Genomic DNA, 23299 nt, shown 5'->3' on the forward strand with positions numbered 1-23299 from the left:
ACGGATCAGTCGACCACCAGCCGGCCGTCGCGCAGCGTGAGGGTCCGGTCGGCCATCTCGATCAGCGCCGGGTCGTGCGTGGCGACCAGCGCGGTCATGCCCCGGGCGTGCACCACGGCCCGGAGCAGGTCCATGATCGATCGGCCGGTCTCGGAGTCGAGCTGGCCGGTCGGCTCGTCGGCGATGAGCAGGTCCGGCTCGTTGGCCAGTGCCCGGGCGACCGCCACCCGCTGCTGCTGCCCGCCGGACAGCTCGTACGGGCGCTGCGCGGCGTGCCCGCCCAGCCCGACCAGCTCCAGCAGCACCGCCACCCGCTGCTCCCGCTCGGCCGCCGGCACCTTGGCCAGCCGCAGCGGCACCCCGACGTTCTCGGCCGCGGACAGGATCGGCACCAGCCCGAACGTCTGGAAGACGAAGCCGACGGTGCCCCGGCGCAGCGCCAGCAGCTCCTTCTCCCCGGCGGCGGTGACCTCGTGCCCGGCCACCTCGATCCGCCCGGCGTCCGGCCGGTCCAGGCCACCGATCAGGTTCAGCAGCGTGGTCTTGCCGGCGCCGGAGCGGCCGCGCACCGCGACCAGCTCGCCGCGCCGGGCGGTGAACGACACGTCCCGCACGGCGTGCACCGCGTGCTCGCCCCGGCCGAAGGTGCGACTCACCCCCTCGACCCGCACCACGTCCTCGACACCCGTCGCCGGCAGCACCACGGTCCGCTCGGTCATCACTCACTCTCCTCGGCGTGCGTCCGGTCGCCGGGCCGCACCTCGACGTGGTCGGGTTCCAGGTTGAGCCGGACCCGGTCCCGCAGCGACAGCGCCTCCACGAACGGCGCCGGCAACTGCATCCGACCGGTCCGGTCGAGCACCGCGTACTCCTCGCTGACCAGCTCGGTGCCGCCGTCGGCGGTGGCCCGCGCGGTCCGGCGTACCTCGGAGGCGGTCCGCCCGTCGCGGATGGCGACGGTCCGGCGGACCTGCCCGGCCACGGCGTGGTCGTGGGTGACCACCACGATGGTCACCCCCAGCTCGGCGTTGATGGTGCGCAGCGCGGCGAACACCTCCGCGCCGGTGGCCTCGTCCAGCTCGCCGGTCGGCTCGTCGGCGAAGAGGATCTCCGGGTCGTTGGCCACCGCCACGGCCACCGCGCACCGCTGCTGCTCGCCGCCGCTCATCTGACCCGGTCGACGGTCCGCGCAGTAGCCGACCCCGACCAGGTCGAGCAGCCGGCGCGCCCGCTCCCGCCGCTCCCGCCGGCCGCCGTGCCGCCCGGCCAGCTTCATCGGCAGCTCCACGTTCTCCACCGCGCTCAGGTACGGCAGCAGGTTGCGGCCGGTCTGCTGCCAGATGAAGCCGACCATCTCCCGCCGGTACGCCAACCGCTTCTTGTGCGACAGCGCGAGCAGGTCGTAGTCGGCGACCCGGGCGATGCCGGCGGTCGGCGTGTCCAACCCGGACAGGATGTTCAGCAGGGTGGACTTGCCGGAGCCGGAGGCGCCGACGATCGCGACCAGCTCACCCCGGTCGATGACCAGGTCGAGTCCCTGCAGGGCGACGACCTCCACGCCCTCGGTCTTGAAGATGCGGACCAGGCCGTCGCAGACGATGTGCCCGCGCAGGCGGTCCTCTCCGCCGGCTCGCTCGGCCGCCCGGCGGGCGGCCTGCCGCTGGAGCGCGGCCAGGTCCGGCACCGCCGCGGTGCTCGCGGTAGTGGTCATCAGCTCTCCTCTCCGAGCCGGAGCGCCTCGCCGAGGCGCGTCCGACGGTTGTTCAGGGCCTCGACGACGATCGCGAAGCCGAGGGCGACCGCACCGAGCACGACGACGCCGACGACCAGGCGTGGTTCGAACGCCACCTCGACGGGTGCGCCGCCGGTGAAGGCGGACAGGCCGAGCACCGGATTGAGCAGCAGCGGCAGCAGCGCCCCGACCACCGCGCCGGTGACCACCGCCACGCCGACCAACGGACCGAGCTCCACCAGCAGCAGCCCACGCGACTGGCCCCGGGACAGGCCCAGCGTGCGCAGCTGGGACAGCGCCTGCCCCCGGGCGCGGGCGCCGGCCAGCACCACGAACGCGACGGCCAGCAGGCCCAACGCCGTTCCGACGACGGCGCCGGCGGTGAAGCCGAAGCCGAGGACCGCGTTCACCCCGCCCTCGCCGACCTGCCGACGCGCCTCCGCCCAGGTGGTCACCTCGACGTCGAGCGGTTGTTCCCGTCCGACGATCGTCCCGCCCCGCGCGAAGCGGCGCTGCCCCTCGTTGCCGACCCGGCGCAGCTCCGACACGTCGAGCCGGTCGCCGGCCACCAGGAAGCCGGTCGGTGTCACGTCGGTCGTCCGGCGGGGCAGCTGCTGCCACGGCAGGACGACGAACCGGGTCGTCTCGCCGCGCAGCAGCGGGAAGCTGTCCGCCCGCGCGGCCACCCGGAACTCGTACCGCTGCCCCTGCACACCGACGAAGGCGGAGCCGTCGCGGCCGGCGGCGGCCAGATCCGCCGCGACCGCCGGCGACACGACCGCCGGCAGCGGTCCCGCGTCGCCGCTGCCGAGCAGCGCGTCCGGCACCCCGACCGGCACGTCGGCGTCCCGGACCAGGGCCTCCAGCTCCGGTCCGTTCACCAGCAGCACGCTCACCTCACCGACCCGCAGGTCGGTGCCGTCCTCGTCGGTGGCGAGCCGCTGCCCCGCCTCCTGCAGGAACGGGGAGGCCCGCCGTACGCCCGGCAGCCGCGCCAGCTCCGCGGCGGTGTCCGGGGCGAGCCGCTCACCCCGGATCAGCCCGTCCGCCGGCACCTGCCGCGCGGCCACCCGGTCCCGGCTCGCCTCCACCCCGGCGGCGACCACACCGCAGAACGCGGCGCTGGCGACCGCCAGCACCACGACCACCAGCGGTGTGGTGACCACGGCGCGGGCGCCGCGCGCGGAGCCGAGGAAGGCGACGCTGCCCCGGGTCCGGGCGGCCAGTCGGCCGAGCAGTCGCAGCGGCCACGGGTACAGCCGGATCGTCAGCACCGCCGCGGCGACCGCGAGCAGCACCGGAACCGACACCAGGAGCGGGTCCACCACGCCGGGCACCAGACCACGCCGGCGCAGCAGCAGCACGCCGATCACGGCGAGCAGCACCAGCCCGGCCTCCATGGTGATCCGTCGCGCCGACGGACGCATCGTCACCAGGTCCCGCCGCTGCGCGACACCGGTCGGCAGGGCGAGGGTCGCCAGCGGCAGCGCCAGGACGATCAGCAGGGTGGCGGCCACGGCGGCGGCGGACGCCGACTCCGCGGCCGGGCCGGGCGCGAGGTTCCCGAGCGCGAAACCGGCGCCGGCTGCCGGCAGCAGCACCAGCAACGACTCGGACAGACTGCGCCGGGCTCCGACGAGGGCGGTGCCGCCGCGCGCCCGCAGCAGGGTGAACTCGGTACGCCGGCGGCGTACGGTCAGCCCGGCCGCCAGGATCACCAGGCCGGCCAGCGCACCCAGCGCGCCGGTGGCGGACACCGCGAGGACCGTACGGACGGAGGCCACCTGGTCCTGGAACTGCCGCAGCGGGATGTCGAGCCCCTGGGTGAACGCGCGGCCCTGGGCCTGCCGGCCCATCCGGTCGACGTCGCCGATGAGCCGGTCCGCGTCCACGGCGTGGATCCCGCTCGCGCCCATCCGGTAGCGCCAGGCGAACCGCAGGCCCCACCCGTCGGCGGAGAGCCGGTCCAGCGTCGCCGGGTCGACCACGCCGAGCGCGACGAACGGTTGCGCGTCGCCGATCGGCTCGATGACGCGAAGTGCCTGGGGCAGCCCGTCCCAGAACCCCCCGGCGCGGTCGCGGGGCTCGAAGACGCCCACCACGAGCGCCCGGACCGGATCCGGGGCGCCCTCGGGGGTCGCCGACTGGGGCCCGGCGAGGGTGAGTTTGCTGCCGACCCGCAGGTTCAGCTTGCCGGCCACCTCGGCGGCCAGCGCGATCTCCACCGGGTCCTCGGCGGTCGCCGTCGGGTCCGGCCAGCGCCCGCCGGTCAGGCGGCCCGCCTCGGCGACGCCCGGCATGCTCCGCAGGCCCAGATCGACCAGGAGGTTCCGCGCGGCGAGGTCCGGCCCGGTCAGCCGGCCCGGATCGGTCTCCGCGGTGAACCACCGCTGGTCGACCAGCGCCCGCACCGGCGGCGGCATCTCGTCCTGCAGGCGCGGCAGGTCGGCCGCGAACGCCTCCATCAGGGACGTGCCGTTACCCGCGTTGAAGATCGTGTCGGTCGCGTACGTCACGTCGCGGACGGTGGCCGGCTGGCTCCGCAGGAAACTCTGCAGGCCCGCCTCGGTGCGTCCGTTCACCAACCGCGGCACGCCGGCGATCAGCGCCAACGTGACCGCCGCCAGGGCGGCGAGCAACAGGAACTGTCCGCCGTACGCACGGACCCGGCGGACGACCGCGCCGATGCTCATCGGGCCTCCTCCACGTCGCGGGCCGCCCTGCTCCAACCGGTCACTGGTCTCCCCCGATTCGCAGCTGTGCCGCCGCCACCCGCTGCCGGATGCCGAAGGCGATGAACGCGCTGAAGGCCAGCGCCGCGAGCAGGAGGCCCGCCGCGGTGAGCCCGACCGGCAGCCACGGCAGGACGAAGGCCGCCTCGGGCACCGGCCGGGTGGCCGACGGGGTGAGGATGACCAGCGGGGCCATCGTCACGCCGACACCGGCCCCGAGCAGCAGCCCGACGCCCACCCCGATGCCCGCCAGGAAGGTCTGCTCGGCCAGCAGCGCCCGGGCCAGCAGGCGGGGCGTGGCGCCGAGCGTGTGCAGGACGGCGAACTCGCCCAGGCGACGCCGGGCGGTGGCCCACACGTCCACGAGCAGCCCGACGAGCGCCAGCAGCACCGCGCCCAGCGCCGCGACGAGCAACCCCGTGCGGGCCCCCTGCCAGTACGGATCGGCCGCGGCCCGGTCGGCCGTCTGGCGCCGGTCGAGGACGCTCACGCCGTCCAGTTCCCCGGCCGCCTGCCGGGCGCCGTCGTCGTCGGCGCCGAGCCACCACTCCTGCACCGGCCGCACGGCGCCGCTCTCGCGGATCAGCCAGTCGGTCGCCGCCGGCATGTCCAGCAGCACGCCCTCGCCGGTGGCCGACGGCACGGCGTCCACCTCGCCGGCCACGGTCACCGGCAGCGACACCCCCGACAGCGAGAGGGTGACCGTCTCCCCGGGGCGCAGGCTGAGCGCCTCGCGCACCCCGGGGGTCAACAGCGCGGGAACCGGACGGGCCTCACCCGTCGGCACCACGGCGAAGCGTGAGGACTCCTGGTACGCGAACTGTCCGCCGGCCACCAGCACGACGTCGTTCTCGACGGTGAGGCCGGTAGCCGTGGCGTCGACCCTGGTCCTCGGGCCGGCCGCCGCCCCGATCGCCTTCCAGTCGGCGCCCAGGGACAGCGGCCGGGCCGTGCCGGCGGCGTCGACCACGCGCAGGTCGTTCACCCCGAGTCGGTACGCGGTCCCGGCCACGTCCCCGCCGTCGACCTCGAAACCGGCCAGCCGCAGCTCACCGGCGACGGGGAGCGGGATGCGGAACGGCACCCGTCGACCCGACTCGTCCCCGGTGCCCACCGGCAGCCGCAGGGCGAGTCCGTCCGCGCGGGTCACGAGCAGCCAGACCTGCACCCGCTGGGGGGCGACCGCGTCGCGTACCCAGGTGCGGACGGAGCCGGTGATCGACCGCGCGCCCTCGGGCAGCACGACGCCGGCAGCCGGGCCGCGCGACCGGACCATCCGGTCGAACAACGCCGGCCCCGGCTCGGTGGCCAGCCGGTCGTCCAGGCGCACCACGCCCGCGGCGCCCGCCGCGTCGAGGCTGACCACCGTGGCGGGCAGGTCCGCCCGGCCGACCCGGATCTCGTCCCTCCACCCGGGAAGGGCCGCCCGCACGCCCGGCAGCGCCGCGACCTCCGCCGGCCGACCGGGCGGAGCGACCCCGCCGCGCTCGGTCAGCCGCAGATCGGCGCCGACCACGTGGTCGGCCTGGTCGACCTGGGAACGCTCGCCGGTCGCCACCAGCGACCAGGCCAGCGTGCTGCCGCCGACCGCGAGGGCGAGCAGCAGCACCGGACCGGCGTGCGGGCGGCGGCCCGCCTGCCACATGCCCAGGATCGTCGCGGTCCACAGCCGGCGGTCGACGAACCGTTCGGCGAAGCGGGTCGCGGGTGGCAGCAGCCGCAGCGCCACCACGGCGCCGGCCAGGACGCCGAGCGTCGGCGCGGCGACCAGCAGCGGATCCATGCCCAGCCGGCCGGCCGCGCCCGAGATCGGCGAGGAGTACTGCCGCAGCTGGGTCCAGGCGAGCACCGCGAAGCCCACCAGCACCAGATCGAGGCTGGCCCGCTGCACGGCGGCGGACCGGGTGGGCCGCGACCGGGCCGCCATGTCGGCGACGTAGGTGCCGGTGCTCCGCAGCGTCGGGGCGACCATCGCGACCAGGCATCCGGCCCCGGTCAGCGCGGCCGCCAGCCAGAGCGCCGTGAGGCCGCCGTCGGCGGACGCGCCGACCCGCCGCAGGGCGGCGTCGGCGACCAACGGGCCGACCACGGCCGCCGGCAGCACGACGAGCGCCGCCTCCCGGGCCGCGAAGCCGGCCAACTGGTGTCGGGCGGCGCCACGGGCCCGGAGCAGGGCGGTCTGGTTGCGCCGGTCGGCGTGCAGGAGCGCGGCCACCAGGATCAAGGCGTACCCGCCGAGCACCACGATCAGCAGGACCGGCGTGGCCAGCGAGGACCGGCCCACCAGGTCGGCGCCGGCCGCCCGCCCGAGCAGCCGGTCCATCGCGGTGACGACCTGGGCGGAGTCGCCGAGCCCGGCCGCCGCCGGCACTCCGGTGACGGCCGCCGGCAGCGCGTCCCGGACGTCCAGCAGCCGGCCCTGGCCGGCCACCGCCGGGAGGTCGGGCCGCACCACCCACCACGCGGACACCAGGCTCGGAAAGGTCCTGCTGAAGTCCGCCGGGTCCAGCACGAACGGGCCGTACGAGGTGTCCGAGGCCGGGGCGCTGCCGGCGCCGACACCGGGCGCCAACTGCCAGTAGGCCTCCGTGGCGTCGCGGGGCCGCCAGGTGCCGACGAGCACCACCTCGCCGGCCCGGTCGGTGCTCCGGTCGAGCATCGGCACCCGGTCGCCGACGGCCATGCCGAGCGCGCCGGCGACCTTCTCCGGCAGCGTGACCTGGAGCGGGCGGGCGCCGGCCGTCGGCCAGGCCCCGGCGGTCAGCTCGGCGTGCGCCGCGAGGTCGTCGAGGGTGGCCAGGTTGGCGAAGACGAGATCGTCGTCCTGGGGCCTCGGCCCGAGATCGCCGGTGAGTTGCCGCCCCGAGCCGTACCGGGCCCCGTACACGTCGACCCGGGCGCCACCGAAACCGTCGGCGAAGCCGTCACGGACCTTCCGGTCGCGCTCCGCCGCCTCCGCGGCGTCGCCTCCGGCGGGGCCGGTCAGCAGCAGGCTGCGCTCCTCCAGCGGGGCGCCGTTGAGCAACGCCTGCTGGCCGGCCTCGACCGCCCTGCGGTTGTACTCGGTGAGACCGGCCACCAGGGCGATCGCGACCAGCGCCGCGGCGATCGCGGCCACCAGCAGCCCTCGCGCCGCCCTGGCCCGCCTCCATACCAGTCTCATCCGACCCCTCCCGTGGCCCCCGACGGGCCGATGACCAGGAAGAGCGGTGAAGGGCCGGAAAAGGTTCGCGCCCGTTACATGATCGTTATCCCCACCACCTCCCGCTGCCTCCCGCCTTCCCAGCCCTTTCCGTCGCCTGGGACGTGCGGCAGGGCGGGGCGGATCACGGAGCGGCGAGAAGGAGGGTGCGGACGGCGCCCAGGATCCGCTCCGGTCGACGGTAGAGGTCGGCGGCGGTGTAGACGCGCATGCGCCAGCCCTGCTCGGCCAGCCAGTTGAGGCGGGCGCGGTCGTGGTGCAGGCGGTCCGGGTCGAAGTGGGAGCGGCCGTCGTACTCCACGCCGACCCGCTGCCTGCGGTAGCCCAGGTCCAGACGGTAGATCCCCATGACGTCGTCGGGTACCCAGAGTTGCGGCTCCGGCGGCGGGAGCCCGCCGTCGATCAGCAGCAGCCGCAACTGGCTCTCCTGCCGGCACTCCGCGCGCGGATCGGCCAACTCGACCAGTCGGCCCGCCTGGCGCACCCCGCGCAGGCCGACATGGGACGCCACCTCCCTCCGCAGCTCGTCACGACCGCAGGCGCCCACCCGCAGGCAGAGATCCAGCGTCGGTAGCGCGTCCGCCCGGCGCGTCACCCGGGCCAGATCGACGGCGCAGCGGGCGGCCGACGCGCACGGTATCCCGGCCATCTCCACGACCTCGCCGATCGGCAGGACGCTCTGGTGCACCGCCACGCCCCGGATGGTCGGCACCGCACCGCCCGCCGGCACGATGACGTGCACCCGCTCGCTGCGCACCGCCCCGAAGCGGTGCAGCCCGGCGCCGGTGTGGAAACCCGCCACGGCGTCCGGGGGCAACCGCCGGAACAGCGCCCGCAGCCGGCTCGTCTCGTCGTCGGCGTAGCCGTAGACACCCCGCGCGAGCCGACTCAGCCGCTCAGCCTCCACCCGGTGGCGGATCGCGCCCCGACTCAGCCCACCCGCCAGCAACTCCCCGTACCCCCACACACGGACACTGTCCCGCCCCGGCCCCGCCCCCGTCCGCCCCTGTGGACAACCCCGCCGGTCGCACTCGATCCGCTCCCGCCCCTTTGTCGACCTTGGAGTTATGGCACCTCAGAAAAGTCGTAGAAGGGGCATTAAAGGCGCCACAACTCCAAGATCGACGACCGGGGCGGGGAAGGCGGGTCACCCGTCGTACGGGTGGGCCGCCGGTCGGTCGGGTCCGGTCAGTCGGTGACGAGCGTGGCGATGTCGTCCCCGGCGCGGACCCGGTCGATCAGGTCGAGCACGGCCCGCGGCCCGCCGTGCCCGTCCACCCACCGGTGGACCCGGCAGGCGGCCCGGGCGTACACCTGCTCGTCCGCCCCGGCGGCCCGCAACCAGGCGTCCAGCGTCTCCGGCAGCGGCCCCGGCGAGGCGTCGCGGCAGCGGTCCGGCTCGGTGGGCGGCAACAGGTAGCGCCGGTCGTCGGCGACGAGGACGGCGAGACCCTCGTCGAACCACTGGGGAACGTCGCCGGCACGGGCGCCGAGCCGTACGTGGAACTCGACGTGTGACAGTTCGTGCGCGGCGATCACCGGATCGATGCCGCGGGGGGAGAGCATCAGCGCCTGGTCGAGGATGGCGACCCCCCGCTCGCCACCGCCACCGATCCGCTCGTAGCAACCGGGGGTGAAGCAGGCGAGCACCGTCGGGTCGCTCCGGCGCCCCCGGTAGAAGTCGTCGACCCGCCGGGTCGCCGCGTCGTACACGTCGACGAGCCGCTGCCGGTCGGCGTCCGACCGGCCGGGTTCGACATAGAGGCGGTCCCGCACCGGCACCATCCCGTAGCAGCGGGGGCAGGTCGTCGCGGCGACCGAGGGGTAGGCCCGGACCAGCACCGCGCCCGCGACGAGCAGCAGGACGACCACCCCGGCCAGGGCCCACGGCCAGCGTCGCCGTCGTCGGCCCGGCGCTCCCGTTTTCACGGCTCTCATCGGCGGCCTCCCTCGTCGACGGGCGGCTCAGGGGCGCGGGCGGTCGCGGTCCTTGGAGGGCTGGACCCGTTTCGGCTCGCCGGGCATCTTGGGGGAGCCCTGGGCGTAGCGGTGTGCAACACCAGGAAAAACGCAGGTCGCCGACGAGCGTAGACAGGGAGGTTATCTGGCGGATTCCAGCCGCCTTAAGCGCCCCCGGAACGGTGATTCCAGCACCGCCCGGGGACTTGATCGCCTAGTAGGAGGCGACCCGTGAGCAATCTACCGTTCGCCCTGCCCACATGTGACCAGCCGGCCACCACGCGGCTCGAAGTCTTCAGCACCACCGCCGGCCTGCCCGGCTCGCTCGACGCCTCCGTCTACGTGTGCGAGCAGCACGTTGACGCGGCCACCGACGCCATCGAGGGCACCAACCGAACCGTTAACCGCGTCAGGATGGCGCCCGACGTGCACCGCAACTGCGGGCAGGTGTACCCGTTCCCCACCGGCGCGCTGGCCGGCCCCATGCATCCGGCCTGGTGCGACAGAAACGACTGCGACCGACGCCGTGAGCACCGCTCCGGACCGGTCGAGGTCGACACCAACCGGCCCGAGCCGACCATCGTCAACGTCGGTCTCGTCCAGGCCGTCGACAGCGACCAGCAGCCGCAGGTGGTCATCGCCGCCGTCGACACCAGCCCCGGCGGACAGCCGCGGACGGTGCAGTTGCGGCTGTCTGTGTCGCAGGGCTACGTGCTGTCGAACCGGATGCGGCTGCTCACCGACGCGGTTCGCCGCGCTGGCCGGGACGGGGGCAGCTGGTGAGCCGGGCGGAGAGGTGGTGGCGGCCGGCGCCGCGCCGCAACGTCCGGCCCGCCCGGGTTGCCCGGCTGCGTGGCCACCACGGCGGCGGCGCTGATCTGCGGGCCGCGTACGAGGCTGGTGTGGCCGACCAGCAGGAAGCCGACCGGCAGCTCCGCGACGACCTGGCCCGGCTCGCCGACGCGGCCGAGGCCGCCCGCACCGGCGACTCCGGGCCGCTGGCCGCGCTGAACGCAGAGCAGAACGGCGACGACCTGCTCGACGTCGCGGACGCCACCGGCGTGACCCCGCTCCCCGACGTAGACGGCGCGCTCCTGGTCGACGAGGTGCAGGCGTGGCTGGCCGGTCGGGACGGTGACCGGTGAGCGTTCGGACGATGACGTGGGTGTGGGACCACTCCCCGGTCGGCGGCACCGAGCGGCTGGTGCTGCTCGCCATCGCCGACTGCGCCGCCGACGACGGCACGAACGCCTGGCCGTCGCTGGGCACGCTGGCCCGCAAGACCCGCCTCGACGAGCGGACCGTGCGGCGGATCATCCGGCGGCTGCAGGACGGCGGGCACCTGGCCGTCGCCGTCGGCGCCGGCCCGTCCGGCACCAACCGGTACGCGGTGCTGATGGGGGGCGATCCGCCCCCGGGCAGCGTGCCCCCCGGGGGCAGCGTGCCCCCGGGCGATGCGCCCCCCGGGCGTTCTGCCCCCCGGACACAGCTGCGCCCCCTCCCCCCGGACACAGCTATGCCCCCTCCCCCCGGACACAGCTGCGCCCCCCGAACGTCCTTGAACGTCAAGGAACGTCAGGGGGGTGCGGGCGGGCGCGTGAAGCCGCCGGCGGTCGACCCGGCTGGGCCGCCCCCTCTCCGATGCGAGAAGCACCTCGACGACCCGGAGCCGCCGCCGTGCGGGCCGTGCGGTGACGCCCGCCGCCGGCGGGAGCGGTTCGACGGGGACCAGGTGGCCGTGCTTGCCCAGGTGCAGTCGGAGCTGGGCCGGCAGCGCGCCGAGGCGGCCCGGCTGGCAATCGACGCCTGCGGGCTGTGCGACGCGTCCGGCTACCGCGACAGCCGGCTCTGCTCACACGACCCCAGCCAGACCGACCGTGCCCGTCGCGGCGCCGCCGCCGCGGCTGCCGCCATCCGCAGGAGTGCCCGATGAACGAGACGACCCTCACCGCGCTCGCGGCGGTGCTGCTCGGCGGTCCGGCCGTGATGTTCACGCCGTTCTGGCTGGGCCACCTGGCCAGCGAGCGCCACGCCAACACCACCGCCGAGGCGATCCGCCAGGCCGAAACCCGCCCGTCCGCTGACCGTCCGAAGGAGTTGGCCCGGTGAACGTCCGCGCCGAGAAGCTACGCCGGGCCGTGCTGGACATGGCGGCCCGGTACGGCGAGGCCACCCAGGAGTTCGCCTACGCCATCAACGACCACGCCGACGTCCGGGCGCGGCACCTGCAGGCCATCCGCCGTCGCTACATCGCCCTGCACCGCCTCACCCGCGCCCTTGCCGACCTGACTGGAGGAACCACCCGATGACCGCCCCCGCCAGCGCCCACCCGCGCGCCGTCGACGACCTGTACCCGGGCGCGCTCGCCCTCGCCGACCAGCTCGGCGAGGTGCCGTCGCGGAACCGGCTGATGAAGGAGTTCCGCATCGGGGTGCCGAAGGCCACCGAGCTGCGTGAGCGGCTGGTCGCCGGCACCGCCGAGCAGGACACCACGCCGCCGGCGACCGACCCGTGGGACTACGCCGAGCCGATCGGCCCGAACCCGGCGGACGCCCCGGAGCCGATCCGGGAAGAGCTGCGGGAGCTTGGCGTCGTACCCGGGCCCGCCGGGCCGGTCCGGCAGCGCCGGAGGTGGTTCCGGCGTCGCAACACCGCCGAGGCGTCCGAGCAGGTCCGGGTGGACGGACACCCGGGCACGCCCGCACCGGCTCCCGCCAGCAGCGGGGAACTGCGGCAGCTCAAGCGGATCCGCTGGGGCGTGCGCGCCGTGCTCACCCTCGGCGTCGCCGCCAGCATCGCCGGGAACGTTCTGCACGCCCGCGACGAACTGATCTCGCAGATCATCTCGGCGTGGTCGCCGCTGGCGCTGCTGCTGACCATCGAGCTGATCTCCCGGGTGCCCGTGCACCGCCGCAGCCTCGCCCTGGGCCGGTGGGCGGCCACCGCCCTGATCGCCGGTATCGCCGCCTGGGTCAGCTACTGGCACATGGCCGCGGTGGCGTCCCGGTACGGGGAGACGAACGGGTCGCAGTACCTGCTCCCGCTGTCCGTCGACGGCCTGGTCGTCGTCGCGTCGATCTGCCTCGTCGAGCTCGGCGGCCGCATCAGCGGGGCGGTGAAGCGGTGAAGGCCCGCACCATGGGGCGGCTGACGTACCGCTACCTGTCCGGTCGGCCGCTCACCGGCCGGGCCGGCTACCCCTACCGGCGGCGCGGCCGGGGCCGGCTCACCGGCTGGCAGCGGCAGATCATCCGCGTCGGCGTGCCGACCGCCGGCGGCCTCGTCGCCGCCCTGCCGCAGCAGACCCTGACCGCCGCCGGGACGGTCGCCGCGGTGGCGCTGTGGCGGGGCCGCTGCCGGCTGGTCCGGCGCCGCTTCCACGCCGAGTACATCGCGCCGACCCTCGCCGCGATCACCCCGCCGCTCGGCCTGCAGACCGGTGTGCGGCTGCACGTCGACCCGTCCCTGGGCAACCTCACTCCCCGGCTGGCGAAGCCGCTGTCGCCCGCTGAGACGGCCCTTCGGCTGTGGTACGGCGAGCACGTCGAGCCGGTGCTGCGATGGCTGCCCGACCACGCCCAGCGGGCGCTGTGGACCGTGCAGCGGCACGCCCGCCCGGTTACGTCCCGGATGGAGGTGTTCCGCCGGCCCGCCGACCCGGACGCCGGGCCGCGCATCGAGTTGACGGTCGACACCCCGTACCTGACGAAGGAGCAGCGGCAGCTGGTGTCCTCCGTCATCGGCAGCAAGATCCCCGTCTCCGACCTCGTCGAGTCGTGGCACCAGGTCGGCCCCCGGGTCCGCGCGACGTGGACGGTACGCAAGCGGCCGCCAGCGGCCGTGGGCCACGACCAGGTCGCCGCGCAGCTGCCCCGCCTCGCCGAGTGGGAGTTCTACCTGGGGCAGGGCGCCGGGGACGTGCCGGTGGTCATCTCGCTGCGCGACGACTCCCCGCACATCGCCGAGAGCGCCGGCAGCGGCGCCGGCAAGTCGGTGCTCGCCCAGCTGGTTGCCGTGCAGGTTCTCCGTCGTGGCGGTCGGGTGACGATCCTGGACCGCAAGGGCTCGCACCGGTGGGCGCTCGGCCAGCCGGGTGTCGATTACTGCACCCGCCCGGCGCAGATGCACACCGCGCTGCTGCGGCTCGCGGAGCTGGCCGACGAGCGGAACACCCTGGCGCTGCACGAGGCTGACGACTGGGATCCGGGCCCCCGCGAGCTGGTGATCTGCGAGGAGATGAACGCGACGATCGGGCAGCTGGCGAACTACTGGGCCGACGTGCGGGACAAGGGCGAGCCGAAGCGGTCCCCGGCGGTGTCGGCGCTGGCCGACCTGCTGTTCATGGGCCGCAGCGCGAAGGTCAACGTGCTGGCCATCGCGCAGATGCTCACCGCCCGGGCGATCGGCGGGCCGGAGGCGCGGGAGAACTTCGGGATCCGGCTGCTGGCCCGCTACACCGCGAACAACTGGAAGATGCTCGTGCCGGAGGCGGCGATGCCCCGCGCGTCGCGGACCCTCGGCCGGTGGCAGTGCGTCATCGGTGGGCAGGCCACCGAGGTTCAGGTGGCGTACCTGACGACCGCGCAAGCACGTGCCCTCTCGAAGGCGAGCGCGGACCCTGATACGGCGCTGAGCAGGGATGTCCCCGGGGACGGGGACATGATGACGCTGCGGGACGCCGTCGACGCCGGCGTGCTGCCCTGGTCGTACGAAGCGGCGAAGAAGCGCCTGCAGCGGCGTGTCGGGACGGCGCCGACGCCGGTGGGGAAGCGGGGCACCGCGGACCTGTACGCCCGCGCGGATCTCGCGGCATGGGTGGCCAGCAGCCGCGCCGAGGCGGCGGCCCGGTGAGGGGCGGCTGGGTCGGCTGGACGCTCCTGACGATCGTGGTGCTGTGGTATCCGCTGTCGTGCCTGGTCTACCCGCACCGGGACTGCCGGGTGTGCCGAGGGCAGGGCTGCCACCGCAGCAGCGGCAACCCGAAGCTGTCCCGACCGTGCCGCTGGTGCGGTGGCAGCGGCAAGCGGCTGCGCCTCGGCCGTCGGGCGTGGCGCCGGATCCGACGGGGACGACGGACGGTGTGAGCACCACCTGTCAGCCAGGCGACGGAAGCGGCTGACAGGTTGAGCGACGGCGGTACGTTGCCCGGATGACCCGAGCACGTGCCGCCGTCGCGCTGTCCACCGCCCTGCTTCTCGCCCTGTCCGGCTGCGGTAAGGACGCAGCGCCGGCCGCCGCGCCGACCAGCGCCGCCCCGGCCGCGAGTAGCGCCGCTCCGGCCACGTCCGCCGCCGTCGACGACCGGGCCACCTGCCGGAAGAACGCCGACACCGGCAACGCGTTCGAGTTCGACCCGGCCACCAACCTGGCCCACGGGCAGCTGGCCGTGCAGTCGAGTCAGCCGGGAATCTCCGCCGCCGGCGGGAAGCTGGTCGCCGCGGCCACCGCCTCGCCGGTGGTGAACGTCGACATCGCCCAGGCCCAGCTCGACCTCGCGGAGGCCTGCGCGGCCGTCTTCGGCGACGGCCCCTGGTAGGACCGCTCCACCGGTCGGCAGGGGCTGCAGTCACCAGGGCGACACGGGGGCGGCCTGCCGGCCCGGCTGGCGGGGCGTTGCCATGATGGCGGCCGTGAAGTTGAACTGGCGGACCATCGCCCTGATCACGAGCGTCGTCTGCGGTGTCGCGTCTCTTCCTCTGGCGCTGGCCGCGATCTCCACCGCCCGGTACCACCCGCCCGCCGGTGCTGAACCGCCGAAGATCACCGACTGGATGCAGGCCTGGGGCAGCTTCGGTGGGGTGATCGCCGGTCTGCTCGCCGCCGGCGCCGCGACCGCGCTGCTGCTGCACGAGCGAGAGCAGACCCGGCAGGCGCGCGCCGAGCTGCAGGAGGAGCGCGACGCGGCCGCGTTGGACGACGCCCGCGACGTCCTGCTGCTCCACTTCCACCTGTTCCTCTACCAGGACGGCTTCACTGGGTGCCGGCTCAACATCGCCAACCACGGTCCTCGAGGGATCCGTCGGGTGACGGCCGTCGTCAGACCCCCGATCGGCGACGTTGAGCTGGTCTCGGAGCCGCTCACCATCATCCGGGCCGACGATGAGGTCCTGCTCGACTTGCGCCTGGTGGAGAAGGTAATCGTTGCTGAGCTGACTGGTATCGACCCGCCCGGCCGGGTCACGGAGAGCCAGGAGGTGAACGCGGTGCACGACGCGATCACCAGGGCCACGGACGTGACCCTGTACTTCTACGACTCGAGCAATCGGGGCTGGCGGTTGCCGAAGGACGGCGAGCCGGAGCGGTGGCGGGAGCCCTTCCCGACGCCTTCGTCCGACAACGTCAGCACCTCGCTGCTGCCGCGCAGCCTTCCGACGTCACCGCGCAGGTAGGTCCTCACCGCTGGCCCGGGCCGACGCGTCGGCCCGGCGCCGGTTGGTCGCCCCTGCCTGGATCATCGGACTCGGCCCGCAGCCGGCCCGCCGGCACTGGCAGGTGCCGCCGTACGGCACCAGCTCCTTGTCGCCGGCGCAGTAGTGCTTCTTCACGGTGATGCCCTCGACGCAGCCCATGCACCGCTGCCCGGGTACCTGCACGGGCGGTGCGGTCACCGGGCCAGCGCGCGGGTCCACGCCACGAACTGCGTGTAGAGCAGCTGCGGTGGGAACGCCGGCAGTTCCTCGAGCGCAGCGGCGTACAACTCGCCCATGTAGATCGCCAGTGCGGCCCGGTCACCGCGGTACGCCTCGGCCAGCTGCACCTGACCGGCCGCGCACGGCCACGGCTCGAAGCAGCGGCGGCACTCCCACGTGGGTCGGTGGGGCTGGTGGTCGACGGCGCGCATCCGATCGTCGACCACGGCCAGGGCACGATCGACGCTGGCTGGTCCGGTGGTCACGGCGTCCACCGGCGCTCCTGCGCCTGGTTGGACTCCAGCAGGCGACGGCGGGCGGCCTGCTGCTCCAGCGTCTGGATGCGCGGGCCGAGACCGGATGGGGCCGGGTCGGGCCGGCCGGTCGGCCGGCGGATGAACGCGCGGATCCTCGTCGCCATGGTCGCCTCCCTCAGTCGAGAAACGCGGCAACTGGCTGTAGCCGAAGGGTTACCGCGCCCTGTCTTCAGGGTGGCGACCCTGGGAGGACCCGGCCAGGCAGGTCACGTGCGAGCGGAGAGGGGGACCGACGATTGTGGTACGTGCCGTACCAGCGTCAGGCGGCGTAGCCGACCAGCGTCGCCAGCTCGGCCAGCTCGGCCGTCATCGCCCGCCGGCGGCCGTCGCTGATCGTCTGCACGATGTCGCGGGCGTACCGCTGGTGCCGCAGCCACGCCGGCGCACGGTCCCGCAGCTCCAGCAGCACGCCGGTGGCCTCCCCGTACTGGCGCTGCGCGGCGTACGCCCACGCCACGTCCAGGCGGTGCCGCTGCCACGACGTGGCGACGGTTTCGCCCACCGGCACCCGCTCCGCCACCTGCAGCACCCGGCCCGGCTCCCCGGCCACGGCCGCCGCCTCCGCGCGCATCATCTCCACCCTCGCGGACCGGAACCCGCCGAGGATGGCCAGGTGGCCGTCGACGGGCCGGTCCGCCAACCGCGCGGCCGCAGCGGCTGCCGAATCGAGCAGCGCGGTGGCGTCGTCGGGCCGGTTGTCCCGGGACGCCGCGGCGGCGCCGGCGAGCAGCAGCCACCCCCACACCGCCAGCTCCGCTGGCTCGGCCCGGCGCAGTCGTGGCTCCACCGCGTCGGCGGTCGAGATCGCGACCTGCTCCGCCTCCGCCAGGCGGCCCTGCCGCAGCAGCAGCCACGACGAGCCCTTCACCGTCGACGCGCCCAGCACCGGGTCGCCGGCGGCCTGAGCAGCGTCGAGAGCGCCGCTGACGGCCGCGTAGGCGAGGTCACCCGCGCGCAGCTGGATGAGCAGTTCGGTGGCCAGGTAGCGGGCCTGCGCCAGGGTGGCGTGCACGATCGGTGAGCCGGTCACCTCGGCGGCGTGCCGGGCGTCGTCGAGCAGCCGCGGCGTGGTGGCCAGCGCGGCGGCGTAGTCCCCGCGGTGGTACGCGGCGTCGGCCTGCCGCAGCCGGGCCCGCAGGATCTCAACCGGCGCGGCGGGCCGGTCGGCGTCCGGATCCGGCAGGGCGCCCAGCCCGCGCGCCGGCGTCAGCGACCGTCGGATCTCCGCCAGCGCGAGCGGCCGGTGGTCCGGCTCGGCGCGGGCAGCGGCCTCCGACGCGTCGCCGAGCAGCGCGGTGGTCGCCACCCCCAGGGCGCGGGCGAGAGCGTGGAGAGTGGACATCCGGGCGCTGCGACGCTCGCCCTGCTCCAGCTTGCGGACCGTCTCGACGCTGACGCCGGCGCGTTCGGCGAGCTGCTCCTGCGTGAGGGTGGCGTGGCGGCGGAGGCGGGCGACGTGGTCACCGATGGTCGGGTCGCTCATGGTCGCTCCCAGGTAGCGGTCTGGGTGGCAGCCCGCCGACCGCTACAACCGGCGGGCCAGCCACCTTGGACGGTACACCCGGCCCGCCGGTCGAGAGGGGATCGTCAGCGTCGCCACGTCACCTCCCCCGTGCCAGTGCCAGCGCCCCGCGTGCGGTCCCGCGCAGTTCGTCCCCGACCCGGGGCGCGACCTGCCGCACGGCAGCGATCAGGCCGCCCTCCACCGCGTCTCGCAGTCCGCGCAACTCGTCGATCAGCTCGTCGAGCACCTGGGCGGGCATGACCGGTTCCGCGCGGCCGGTGCCGTTGTAGATCGGCGGATTCCAGCCGGGCATGATCGCCCCACCGGAGTCCATGACCAGCGGCCGGGACGCCGGCGCGACGGCGGCCGAGGCCGCGCTGGTCGTGCCGGGCCGCCACCCGGTCGGCCACGACATGATCTGCTGCCGGAACGCGCTGACCGCCGCCTGGCCGCCCATCCGGTCGACCTCGGCCGCGGTGAACACGTGCTCGCCGCGGGCCAGCATGTACGCCCGCGAGTCGACGCCCTTCGGGCCCGGGGCGTCCTCGACCGGACCGCCGGCGGCGTAGCCCCTGAGGCTCGTCCCGCCCGGCAGTTTCAGGTCGCCGTTGGTCTTGTAGTAGACGCCCACGACGATGTCCTTGATCCGGCCCTGCGCCTGCTGAACGCGACGGATCGCGTCCATGGCCTGCTCGGTGCGGATCTTGACCGTCCGGTCGACGTTGGGGATCGCGAACAGCTGGCCGGCGAGCCGCTTCGCCTCCGCCGACCCCATGCCCATCGCGGTCGCCGCCCGGATGAACGCCGCCCGGCCCGCCTCGGTCACGGCTGCGGCCTTGGCCTCGTCCCCGGTCAGCACCCGGGTGGCTTCGGCCTTGCGCTGCGTGGTGCGGACCAGGTCGTCGAGGGCGGCCTGGTTCGCGCGGCCCTTCGCCGTGTGGGTGTCCAGCGTCGCGCCGTTCTGCTTCACCGACGCAGCCGCCGCGTCGATCGCCGCCTGGTACTCCCGGTTCGCCGCCCTGGCGTCGAGCGTCCGGTTGGTGCTCTCGGCAAGCAGCTCCTTGAGCGTGCGCACCTGCGACGTCAGCCCGGCCGCCGACGTCGACGTGTTGGTGAACCCGCTGAGCAGATTCTGCAGCTCCGTCGACAGGCCACTGCTGGATCCCTTCGCCGCCTCCTGCTGGGCGGTCAGCTGGGCCATCTGGTCCAGGTTGCCGGTGAGGACCAGCCCGAACTTGGCCAGCCACCCGTACGCCTGGGTCAGCATCTCGATCGTGCCGAACACCGACCGGGTGCCGTACTCGAAGACGGTCCACACCATCGCGAGGGCGTTGGCCGCCTCGGGGGCGTGCTCGGACAGGCCGGTGAAGATGTCCCCCACCAGCACACCGGTGCGCTCGGCGATGTTGCCGATGGTGAGCAGCACCGGACCGGACCGCTCCACCGCGGTGGCGAAGCCCTCGACCCCGGAGCGGGCGCCGGAGAGGAAGTCCTGCGTCAGCGGGTCGACGTACACCGACACGCGGGAGAACGCCCGCTCGAGGTCGGCGCCGATGCCGGGGATCTCGGAGCGGACGTCACCGAGGGCGTCAACGACGGCCGGCACGAACGACACCCCCGCCCGCTGCATCGTCTCCGTGAAGTCATCCCCCAGCAGCTCCGCCGCCGCACGCACCGCCGGATGCTTACTGGCGATAGCCACACCACCGACGATCCCGCCGGCGCCCGCCGCACCGACCACAGCCGCCGACACGGTCGCCGCCAGCGTCGGCGCCGCCAACGCCGCAACCGACGCCACCGCCGCGGCGATCTCCGGGTTCGCCGGCAACTTCGCCAGCAACTGGCCACCGAGCCGCTGCCCGAACCGAGTAGCGAACCCGTCCGCGCTCTCCACCGCCGCATCACCGAACTGCGACGTCAACCGGGCCAGGCTGGCCCGCGCCGAATCCACATCGACCTTCACCCGCACGGTGGCAGCCTCACCGGACAGCTGCCGCAGCTGCTGGTCCACGCGCGCTATCTGCGCCAACGCCGTACTCGGGTCCGCGTCGATGTCAACCGGGTCGATGCCGAGGCTGACGAGCTGGCGGCGCAGCTGCTCGATCTGCCGCTGCGCCGGCGACACTTCCGCCTTGACCTCGACCGGCTCGTCGTCGACGGTGCCCAACTGCCGGCGGAACTTCTCCAGCTGGCTGGTGGCCCGCTCGGTGCGCACCCGCATCTCGACGCTCTCGGCGTCGCGGGACATCTCCCGCAGCCGATCCCGGGTCGTCTCGATCGCGGCGAGCGCCGCCTTGGGGCTGGCCTTCACGTCGATCGGGTCGATGCTCAGCGCCTTGAGCGCGTTGTTGAGCTGCGCGCCGAACCCGCGGGCCGCCCGGGTGGCCTTGACCTTGACGTCCCCGTCGAGCTTCGAGTCATCTGCGCGCAGCTCGATGTAGGCGTCGGACAGCTTCTTGCCCCTGGCCACCGCTCAGCCCACCTTCGGCCGTGGACCACTCGGCCCGACCGGCCGCGGCGACCCGCCCGGCCTCGGCTGACCTGGATACCTCACCGCAACCTCCTGCCTGACCTGCGGCTTGCGGGAGCGCCGGCGGCCCGTCCATCCATGCGCCGGCGGCCCCGCGAAAAAAAATCCTGACCCCGGCGGTCAGGGGCGTCTTCAATGTCCGAATTTTTTGGGGCGGTCATGTGATGGCACCGCCTTTGAGCAGCGTGGTGATGTAGGCGAGGTCGTCGACGATGGCCGTGAGGGTCGGCGCGTCGACGGCGCCTCGGGTGACGGCCGTCGAGGTGCGGTCGAGGACCGGGGCCAGGAGGGCGTCGAGGTCGGGTCGCTGCTTGTCGTCGAGGATGGCGCGCATCTCCTCGAGGAACGCGGTCGCGCGGTCGGTGAATAGGCGCACGAAGAGCTGCTGCTGTTCGGCTGGCGGCAGGGCGGGTGTCGCCGCGGTGCTGCTCGTGCTGCCCTGGTCGGTGGGGGTGGTGGCGTTGCCGGGGGCCGGGGCCTCGGTGTGGCCCGGGCCCCCGGCGGCAGGGCCGGTGGTGTCTCGGCGCGCAGCTCGGATCGTTGTCGCGGAGGGGGTGCGGCTCCCCGGCTTCGCTCCCGCGTGCTGCCCTGTCCGCGTGGTCGGTCGGGGCTCGGGTGACGTTGACGCGCCGTGCACAGGTCAGCCCTGCTGGGTGCGGTTGCTGATGCGGGCGCGGTGTGCGGCCCACCATTGTTCGGTGGCTTGGCGGCGCTGCTCGGGGGTGCCGAAGGTGGTGTCGGGCTGGTAGTTGCCGCTGTTGCTGAGGTCGACGTTGTTGGTGGTGGCCCAGTGGTGGGCGAGGTCGGCGGGCACGCTCATGTCGGTGGCGAGGACGCGGGCGGCGTCGATGTCGCTCATGCCGTTGTAGCGCTGGGCGATGGCGTAGGCCTCGGCGGTGGTGGGTGCGGCGGCGATGGCGGGTCGGACGGGGGCGGGTGAGCGCAGCAGCACCTTGGGGTCGATGCCGGAGGCGGTGAAGGCGGGCAGCTCGCCAGCGGCGGTGGCGTACGGGCCGGCGGCGGGGCTACTGCGCCGGCTGGCGCGCAGGCGCTGGGCATAGGCGGCGGTGACGTCGCTGGCGTCGAGGGCGGCCTGGCCCGGTCGCGGCTGCAGGGCCCGCAGGTCGATGCCCATCCCGTCGGCCATCCTGCGGACGGCGGGGTCGACGTCGAGGCTGGCGTTGGCGGCCTTGATGGCGGCGAAGTCGATGGTCACTGGCTGGCCTTTCGCTGGCGGCGGATGGCCTCGGCGGCGACCAGGTCGCGGTCGAACACCCACGACCCGGCCACCTTGCGGCCGTCGAGCCGGTGGCTGATGTTGCGGATCTGGCGGGGCGTGACTCCGAGCATCCGGGCCGCCTCCTTCGTGTCCGCCGGTTCGGTTGTCAGGACCGAACCTGGCACACCCGGCTCACGGGGAACTTCCGCGCTTCCGCCCGGGGAAGAGGGCTGCTGCATTTCGGCCTCCAGCGCGGCGATCAGGGTGACGATGCGTGGCGGTGGGCGGAGCCCGGCCCGGTCGGAGGCGGCGACGGCGGCTTGCAGGGACCGCAGGACGTCGAGGCACGCCTGCCGGGAGGCGAGCAGCAGACGGCAGCCGCCGAGCCGCACCGCGTAGGCGTCGAGGACGTCGGGCGCCTGGCCGTCGCTCACCACCCGGTCCCCCACGGCCGTCCCGGCTTCGTCGTCGGTGGCGGCTTGGCTCGCCAGTCACGGATCGCCTTGACGGTGCGCGCCTGGTCCTCGGTGCAGCGGGCGACGGCGACGGTCTGCTGGACGGAGTAGCCGTAGGCGAGAGCGTCGCTGATGCGGTCGAACAGCGGGCCGAGCTGATCGAGGGGAAGGTGCTGCTGCGGTGCGACGGTGTCGATGGCGCCAGCGCGGAACGGCAGACCGGGGCGGTGCGGATTGCCGGGCCGGCCGAGTTCGTCAACGTCGACCAGCTGGTCGCAGCGGCTGCAGTAGACGTAGCGGCCGGTGTCGTCGACGAACACCACGTCGCCCCACAGGAGCACGGAGCGGATGTTCCGCATGCGCAGCTGTCCGTCGAGGCGGATGGGTGCTCTGCGGTGCTCGGTGTAGTAGTTCGCTGGCGGCGGCCACGGTTCGGTCATCGTGGCACCTGGGTGGCGAGTTGCGCGGCGTGCAGTCCGGCGCGGCGCAGCGCGGTGACGCCGGCGAGGCGGGCGATGTCGCCGAGGGTGTCGACGAGCAGGGCCAGCAGGGGCAGCGCTTCGTCGGGCAGCTCGTCGACGAGCGCGGTGATGACGGCCTGGTCGTGGCGGCCGATGGCCAGTTCGGTGGCCACGCCGACCGCTGCGGCTTGCAGCGTGCCGGCGGTGGCTGCGCGGGTCTCCGGGCGGCTGTCGTGGTTCATGATGCTGTCCTGTCGGTGCGGCGCCGGTCGTGCAGCTGCCGGGCTTGGTGGGCGAGTTGCCCGAGCGTGAGCGATACGGCGGCGGGGAGGTTCACCGCGGAGCAGGCGCGGGTGAGGGCACCGGCGACGGTGGCCAGTTCCCCGTCGCGCAGGCCGGTGACGTCAACGGTGAGGGTCTGGTCGTGCTGCTCCTGGTCGGGCATGGTGTCTCCTGCTCTGGCGTGGGCGAGCCGGGCCCGGTGTCGGTGGGCGAGCCCGATGTTGCGGGCGGCCTGGTGGTGCTCGCGGAGTTGTCGGCGTTCGGCGCGGCAGCGGAG

Annotated in this window: 27 protein-coding genes; 10 read left to right on the forward strand and 17 right to left on the reverse strand. The window is 74.5% G+C overall.

Going from position 1 to position 23299, the window contains the following annotated elements; genetic code table 11:
* Positions 1-5: 5 nt before the first annotated feature.
* The 6 genes from COO58_RS17495 to COO58_RS17520 all read right to left on the reverse strand — a co-directional run bounded on the left by COO58_RS17495 (position 6) and on the right by COO58_RS17520 (position 9604).
* Positions 6-719, reverse strand: coding sequence for an ABC transporter ATP-binding protein (locus COO58_RS17495; RefSeq protein WP_098745774.1), 714 nt, complete (start codon positions 717-719; stop codon positions 6-8).
* Complete coding sequence (locus COO58_RS17500) at positions 719-1711, reverse strand: ABC transporter ATP-binding protein (protein ID WP_091579393.1); 993 nt, start codon at positions 1709-1711, stop codon at positions 719-721. Before COO58_RS17500 ends, COO58_RS17495 begins: the two co-directional genes overlap by 1 nt.
* Entirely contained in the window at positions 1711-4425 is a 2715-nt protein-coding gene (locus COO58_RS17505; RefSeq protein WP_098745776.1) for an FtsX-like permease family protein, read from the reverse strand. Before COO58_RS17505 ends, COO58_RS17500 begins: the two co-directional genes overlap by 1 nt.
* A 40-nt stretch (positions 4426-4465) precedes the next feature.
* Positions 4466-7627: an ABC transporter permease gene (locus COO58_RS17510; protein ID WP_098745777.1), complete on the reverse strand. Its 3162-nt coding sequence runs from the start codon at positions 7625-7627 to the stop codon at positions 4466-4468.
* A 163-nt stretch (positions 7628-7790) separates the two neighbouring features.
* Positions 7791-8633 carry an endonuclease domain-containing protein gene (locus COO58_RS17515; protein ID WP_091579403.1) on the reverse strand — a complete coding sequence of 281 codons (843 nt, stop codon included), beginning with the start codon at positions 8631-8633 and terminating at the stop codon, positions 7791-7793.
* Between the two features lie 221 nt (positions 8634-8854).
* Positions 8855-9604, reverse strand: coding sequence for a hypothetical protein (locus COO58_RS17520; protein ID WP_141561913.1), 750 nt, complete (start codon positions 9602-9604; stop codon positions 8855-8857).
* 252 nt (positions 9605-9856) lie between these two features.
* On the opposite strand from COO58_RS17520, the gene COO58_RS17525 reads away from it, so the two are divergent.
* From COO58_RS17525 to COO58_RS17570, 10 genes are all read left to right on the forward strand, one after another.
* On the forward strand, positions 9857-10408 hold the full coding sequence (locus tag COO58_RS17525; protein ID WP_098745780.1) for a hypothetical protein: 552 nt from the start codon (positions 9857-9859) through the stop codon (positions 10406-10408).
* On the forward strand, positions 10405-10770 hold the full coding sequence (locus tag COO58_RS17530) for a hypothetical protein (RefSeq protein ID WP_141561914.1): 366 nt from the start codon (positions 10405-10407) through the stop codon (positions 10768-10770). Before COO58_RS17525 ends, COO58_RS17530 begins: the two co-directional genes overlap by 4 nt.
* 11 nt (positions 10771-10781) lie before the next feature.
* Positions 10782-11558, forward strand: a complete 777-nt coding sequence (locus COO58_RS17535) for a helix-turn-helix domain-containing protein (protein ID WP_141561915.1) — start codon at positions 10782-10784, stop codon at positions 11556-11558.
* Positions 11555-11734: a hypothetical protein gene (locus COO58_RS17540; RefSeq protein WP_098745785.1), complete on the forward strand. Its 180-nt coding sequence runs from the start codon at positions 11555-11557 to the stop codon at positions 11732-11734. The genes COO58_RS17535 and COO58_RS17540 overlap by 4 nt, the downstream gene beginning before the upstream one ends.
* Positions 11731-11934 carry a hypothetical protein gene (locus COO58_RS17545; RefSeq protein ID WP_098745786.1) on the forward strand — a complete coding sequence of 68 codons (204 nt, stop codon included), beginning with the start codon at positions 11731-11733 and terminating at the stop codon, positions 11932-11934. Before COO58_RS17540 ends, COO58_RS17545 begins: the two co-directional genes overlap by 4 nt.
* Positions 11931-12752, forward strand: a complete 822-nt coding sequence (locus COO58_RS17550; protein WP_098745788.1) for a DUF2637 domain-containing protein — start codon at positions 11931-11933, stop codon at positions 12750-12752. The genes COO58_RS17545 and COO58_RS17550 overlap by 4 nt, the downstream gene beginning before the upstream one ends.
* Positions 12749-14476: a helicase HerA domain-containing protein gene (locus COO58_RS17555; RefSeq protein ID WP_255292660.1), complete on the forward strand. Its 1728-nt coding sequence runs from the start codon at positions 12749-12751 to the stop codon at positions 14474-14476. The genes COO58_RS17550 and COO58_RS17555 overlap by 4 nt, the downstream gene beginning before the upstream one ends.
* The gene (locus tag COO58_RS17560) at positions 14473-14709 is read left to right on the forward strand and encodes a hypothetical protein (protein WP_218012364.1); all 237 of its coding nucleotides are present in this window, start codon (positions 14473-14475) and stop codon (positions 14707-14709) included. The genes COO58_RS17555 and COO58_RS17560 overlap by 4 nt, the downstream gene beginning before the upstream one ends.
* A gap of 65 nt (positions 14710-14774) precedes the next feature.
* Positions 14775-15161 carry a hypothetical protein gene (locus tag COO58_RS17565; RefSeq protein ID WP_098745791.1) on the forward strand — a complete coding sequence of 129 codons (387 nt, stop codon included), beginning with the start codon at positions 14775-14777 and terminating at the stop codon, positions 15159-15161.
* A gap of 82 nt (positions 15162-15243) precedes the next feature.
* Positions 15244-16014, forward strand: coding sequence for a hypothetical protein (locus tag COO58_RS17570; protein ID WP_098745793.1), 771 nt, complete (start codon positions 15244-15246; stop codon positions 16012-16014).
* On the opposite strand, the gene COO58_RS17575 is transcribed toward COO58_RS17570, so the two are convergent.
* The 11 genes from COO58_RS17575 to COO58_RS29940 form a co-directional block, all read right to left on the reverse strand.
* Positions 16000-16233: a hypothetical protein gene (locus COO58_RS17575; protein ID WP_141561916.1), complete on the reverse strand. Its 234-nt coding sequence runs from the start codon at positions 16231-16233 to the stop codon at positions 16000-16002. The genes COO58_RS17570 and COO58_RS17575 overlap by 15 nt on opposite strands.
* Positions 16230-16529, reverse strand: a complete 300-nt coding sequence (locus COO58_RS17580; RefSeq protein ID WP_255292661.1) for a hypothetical protein — start codon at positions 16527-16529, stop codon at positions 16230-16232. The genes COO58_RS17575 and COO58_RS17580 overlap by 4 nt, the downstream gene beginning before the upstream one ends.
* Complete coding sequence (locus COO58_RS30260; protein WP_176558832.1) at positions 16517-16675, reverse strand: hypothetical protein; 159 nt, start codon at positions 16673-16675, stop codon at positions 16517-16519. The genes COO58_RS17580 and COO58_RS30260 overlap by 13 nt, the downstream gene beginning before the upstream one ends.
* A 155-nt stretch (positions 16676-16830) precedes the next feature.
* The gene (locus COO58_RS17585; RefSeq protein ID WP_098745796.1) at positions 16831-18054 is read right to left on the reverse strand and encodes a helix-turn-helix domain-containing protein; all 1224 of its coding nucleotides are present in this window, start codon (positions 18052-18054) and stop codon (positions 16831-16833) included.
* A gap of 118 nt (positions 18055-18172) precedes the next feature.
* The gene (locus COO58_RS17590; RefSeq protein WP_098745798.1) at positions 18173-20545 is read right to left on the reverse strand and encodes a hypothetical protein; all 2373 of its coding nucleotides are present in this window, start codon (positions 20543-20545) and stop codon (positions 18173-18175) included.
* 217 nt (positions 20546-20762) lie between these two features.
* Positions 20763-20981, reverse strand: coding sequence for a hypothetical protein (locus COO58_RS17595; protein WP_098745799.1), 219 nt, complete (start codon positions 20979-20981; stop codon positions 20763-20765).
* Positions 20982-21245: 264 nt separating this feature from the next.
* Positions 21246-21821: a hypothetical protein gene (locus COO58_RS17600; RefSeq protein ID WP_098745801.1), complete on the reverse strand. Its 576-nt coding sequence runs from the start codon at positions 21819-21821 to the stop codon at positions 21246-21248.
* The gene (locus COO58_RS17605; RefSeq protein ID WP_141561917.1) at positions 21818-22258 is read right to left on the reverse strand and encodes a helix-turn-helix domain-containing protein; all 441 of its coding nucleotides are present in this window, start codon (positions 22256-22258) and stop codon (positions 21818-21820) included. The genes COO58_RS17600 and COO58_RS17605 overlap by 4 nt, the downstream gene beginning before the upstream one ends.
* Positions 22255-22719, reverse strand: a complete 465-nt coding sequence (locus COO58_RS17610) for a hypothetical protein (RefSeq protein WP_141561918.1) — start codon at positions 22717-22719, stop codon at positions 22255-22257. The genes COO58_RS17605 and COO58_RS17610 overlap by 4 nt, the downstream gene beginning before the upstream one ends.
* Positions 22716-22982, reverse strand: coding sequence for a hypothetical protein (locus tag COO58_RS17615; RefSeq protein ID WP_098745805.1), 267 nt, complete (start codon positions 22980-22982; stop codon positions 22716-22718). The genes COO58_RS17610 and COO58_RS17615 overlap by 4 nt, the downstream gene beginning before the upstream one ends.
* The gene (locus COO58_RS29940) at positions 22979-23185 is read right to left on the reverse strand and encodes a hypothetical protein (protein ID WP_141561919.1); all 207 of its coding nucleotides are present in this window, start codon (positions 23183-23185) and stop codon (positions 22979-22981) included. The genes COO58_RS17615 and COO58_RS29940 overlap by 4 nt, the downstream gene beginning before the upstream one ends.
* Positions 23186-23299: the final 114 nt, after the last annotated feature.

Origin of the sequence: Micromonospora sp. WMMA1996 (genome assembly GCF_002573675.1) — a bacterium.
GTDB lineage: Bacteria > Actinomycetota > Actinomycetes > Mycobacteriales > Micromonosporaceae > Micromonospora > Micromonospora sediminicola.

What these genes read in the sequence shown, in the direction of transcription:
- COO58_RS17495 (WP_098745774.1), bottom strand. Translation starts at nt 719, where the DNA reads ATGACCGAGCGGACCGTGGTGCTGCCGGCGACGGGTGTCGAGGACGTG.
- COO58_RS17610 (WP_141561918.1), bottom strand. Translation starts at nt 22,719, where the DNA reads ATGACCGAACCGTGGCCGCCGCCAGCGAACTACTACACCGAGCACCGC.
- COO58_RS29940 (WP_141561919.1), bottom strand. Translation starts at nt 23,185, where the DNA reads ATGCCCGACCAGGAGCAGCACGACCAGACCCTCACCGTTGACGTCACC.
- COO58_RS17615 (WP_098745805.1), bottom strand. Translation starts at nt 22,982, where the DNA reads ATGAACCACGACAGCCGCCCGGAGACCCGCGCAGCCACCGCCGGCACG.
- COO58_RS17510 (WP_098745777.1), bottom strand. Translation starts at nt 7,627, where the DNA reads ATGAGACTGGTATGGAGGCGGGCCAGGGCGGCGCGAGGGCTGCTGGTG.
- COO58_RS17505 (WP_098745776.1), bottom strand. Translation starts at nt 4,425, where the DNA reads ATGAGCATCGGCGCGGTCGTCCGCCGGGTCCGTGCGTACGGCGGACAG.
- COO58_RS17520 (WP_141561913.1), bottom strand. Translation starts at nt 9,604, where the DNA reads ATGAGAGCCGTGAAAACGGGAGCGCCGGGCCGACGACGGCGACGCTGG.
- COO58_RS17550 (WP_098745788.1), top strand. Translation starts at nt 11,931, where the DNA reads ATGACCGCCCCCGCCAGCGCCCACCCGCGCGCCGTCGACGACCTGTAC.
- COO58_RS17585 (WP_098745796.1), bottom strand. Translation starts at nt 18,054, where the DNA reads ATGAGCGACCCGACCATCGGTGACCACGTCGCCCGCCTCCGCCGCCAC.
- COO58_RS30260 (WP_176558832.1), bottom strand. Translation starts at nt 16,675, where the DNA reads ATGGCGACGAGGATCCGCGCGTTCATCCGCCGGCCGACCGGCCGGCCC.
- COO58_RS17500 (WP_091579393.1), bottom strand. Translation starts at nt 1,711, where the DNA reads ATGACCACTACCGCGAGCACCGCGGCGGTGCCGGACCTGGCCGCGCTC.
- COO58_RS17570 (WP_098745793.1), top strand. Translation starts at nt 15,244, where the DNA reads ATGATGGCGGCCGTGAAGTTGAACTGGCGGACCATCGCCCTGATCACG.
- COO58_RS17540 (WP_098745785.1), top strand. Translation starts at nt 11,555, where the DNA reads ATGAACGAGACGACCCTCACCGCGCTCGCGGCGGTGCTGCTCGGCGGT.
- COO58_RS17565 (WP_098745791.1), top strand. Translation starts at nt 14,775, where the DNA reads ATGACCCGAGCACGTGCCGCCGTCGCGCTGTCCACCGCCCTGCTTCTC.
- COO58_RS17535 (WP_141561915.1), top strand. Translation starts at nt 10,782, where the DNA reads ATGACGTGGGTGTGGGACCACTCCCCGGTCGGCGGCACCGAGCGGCTG.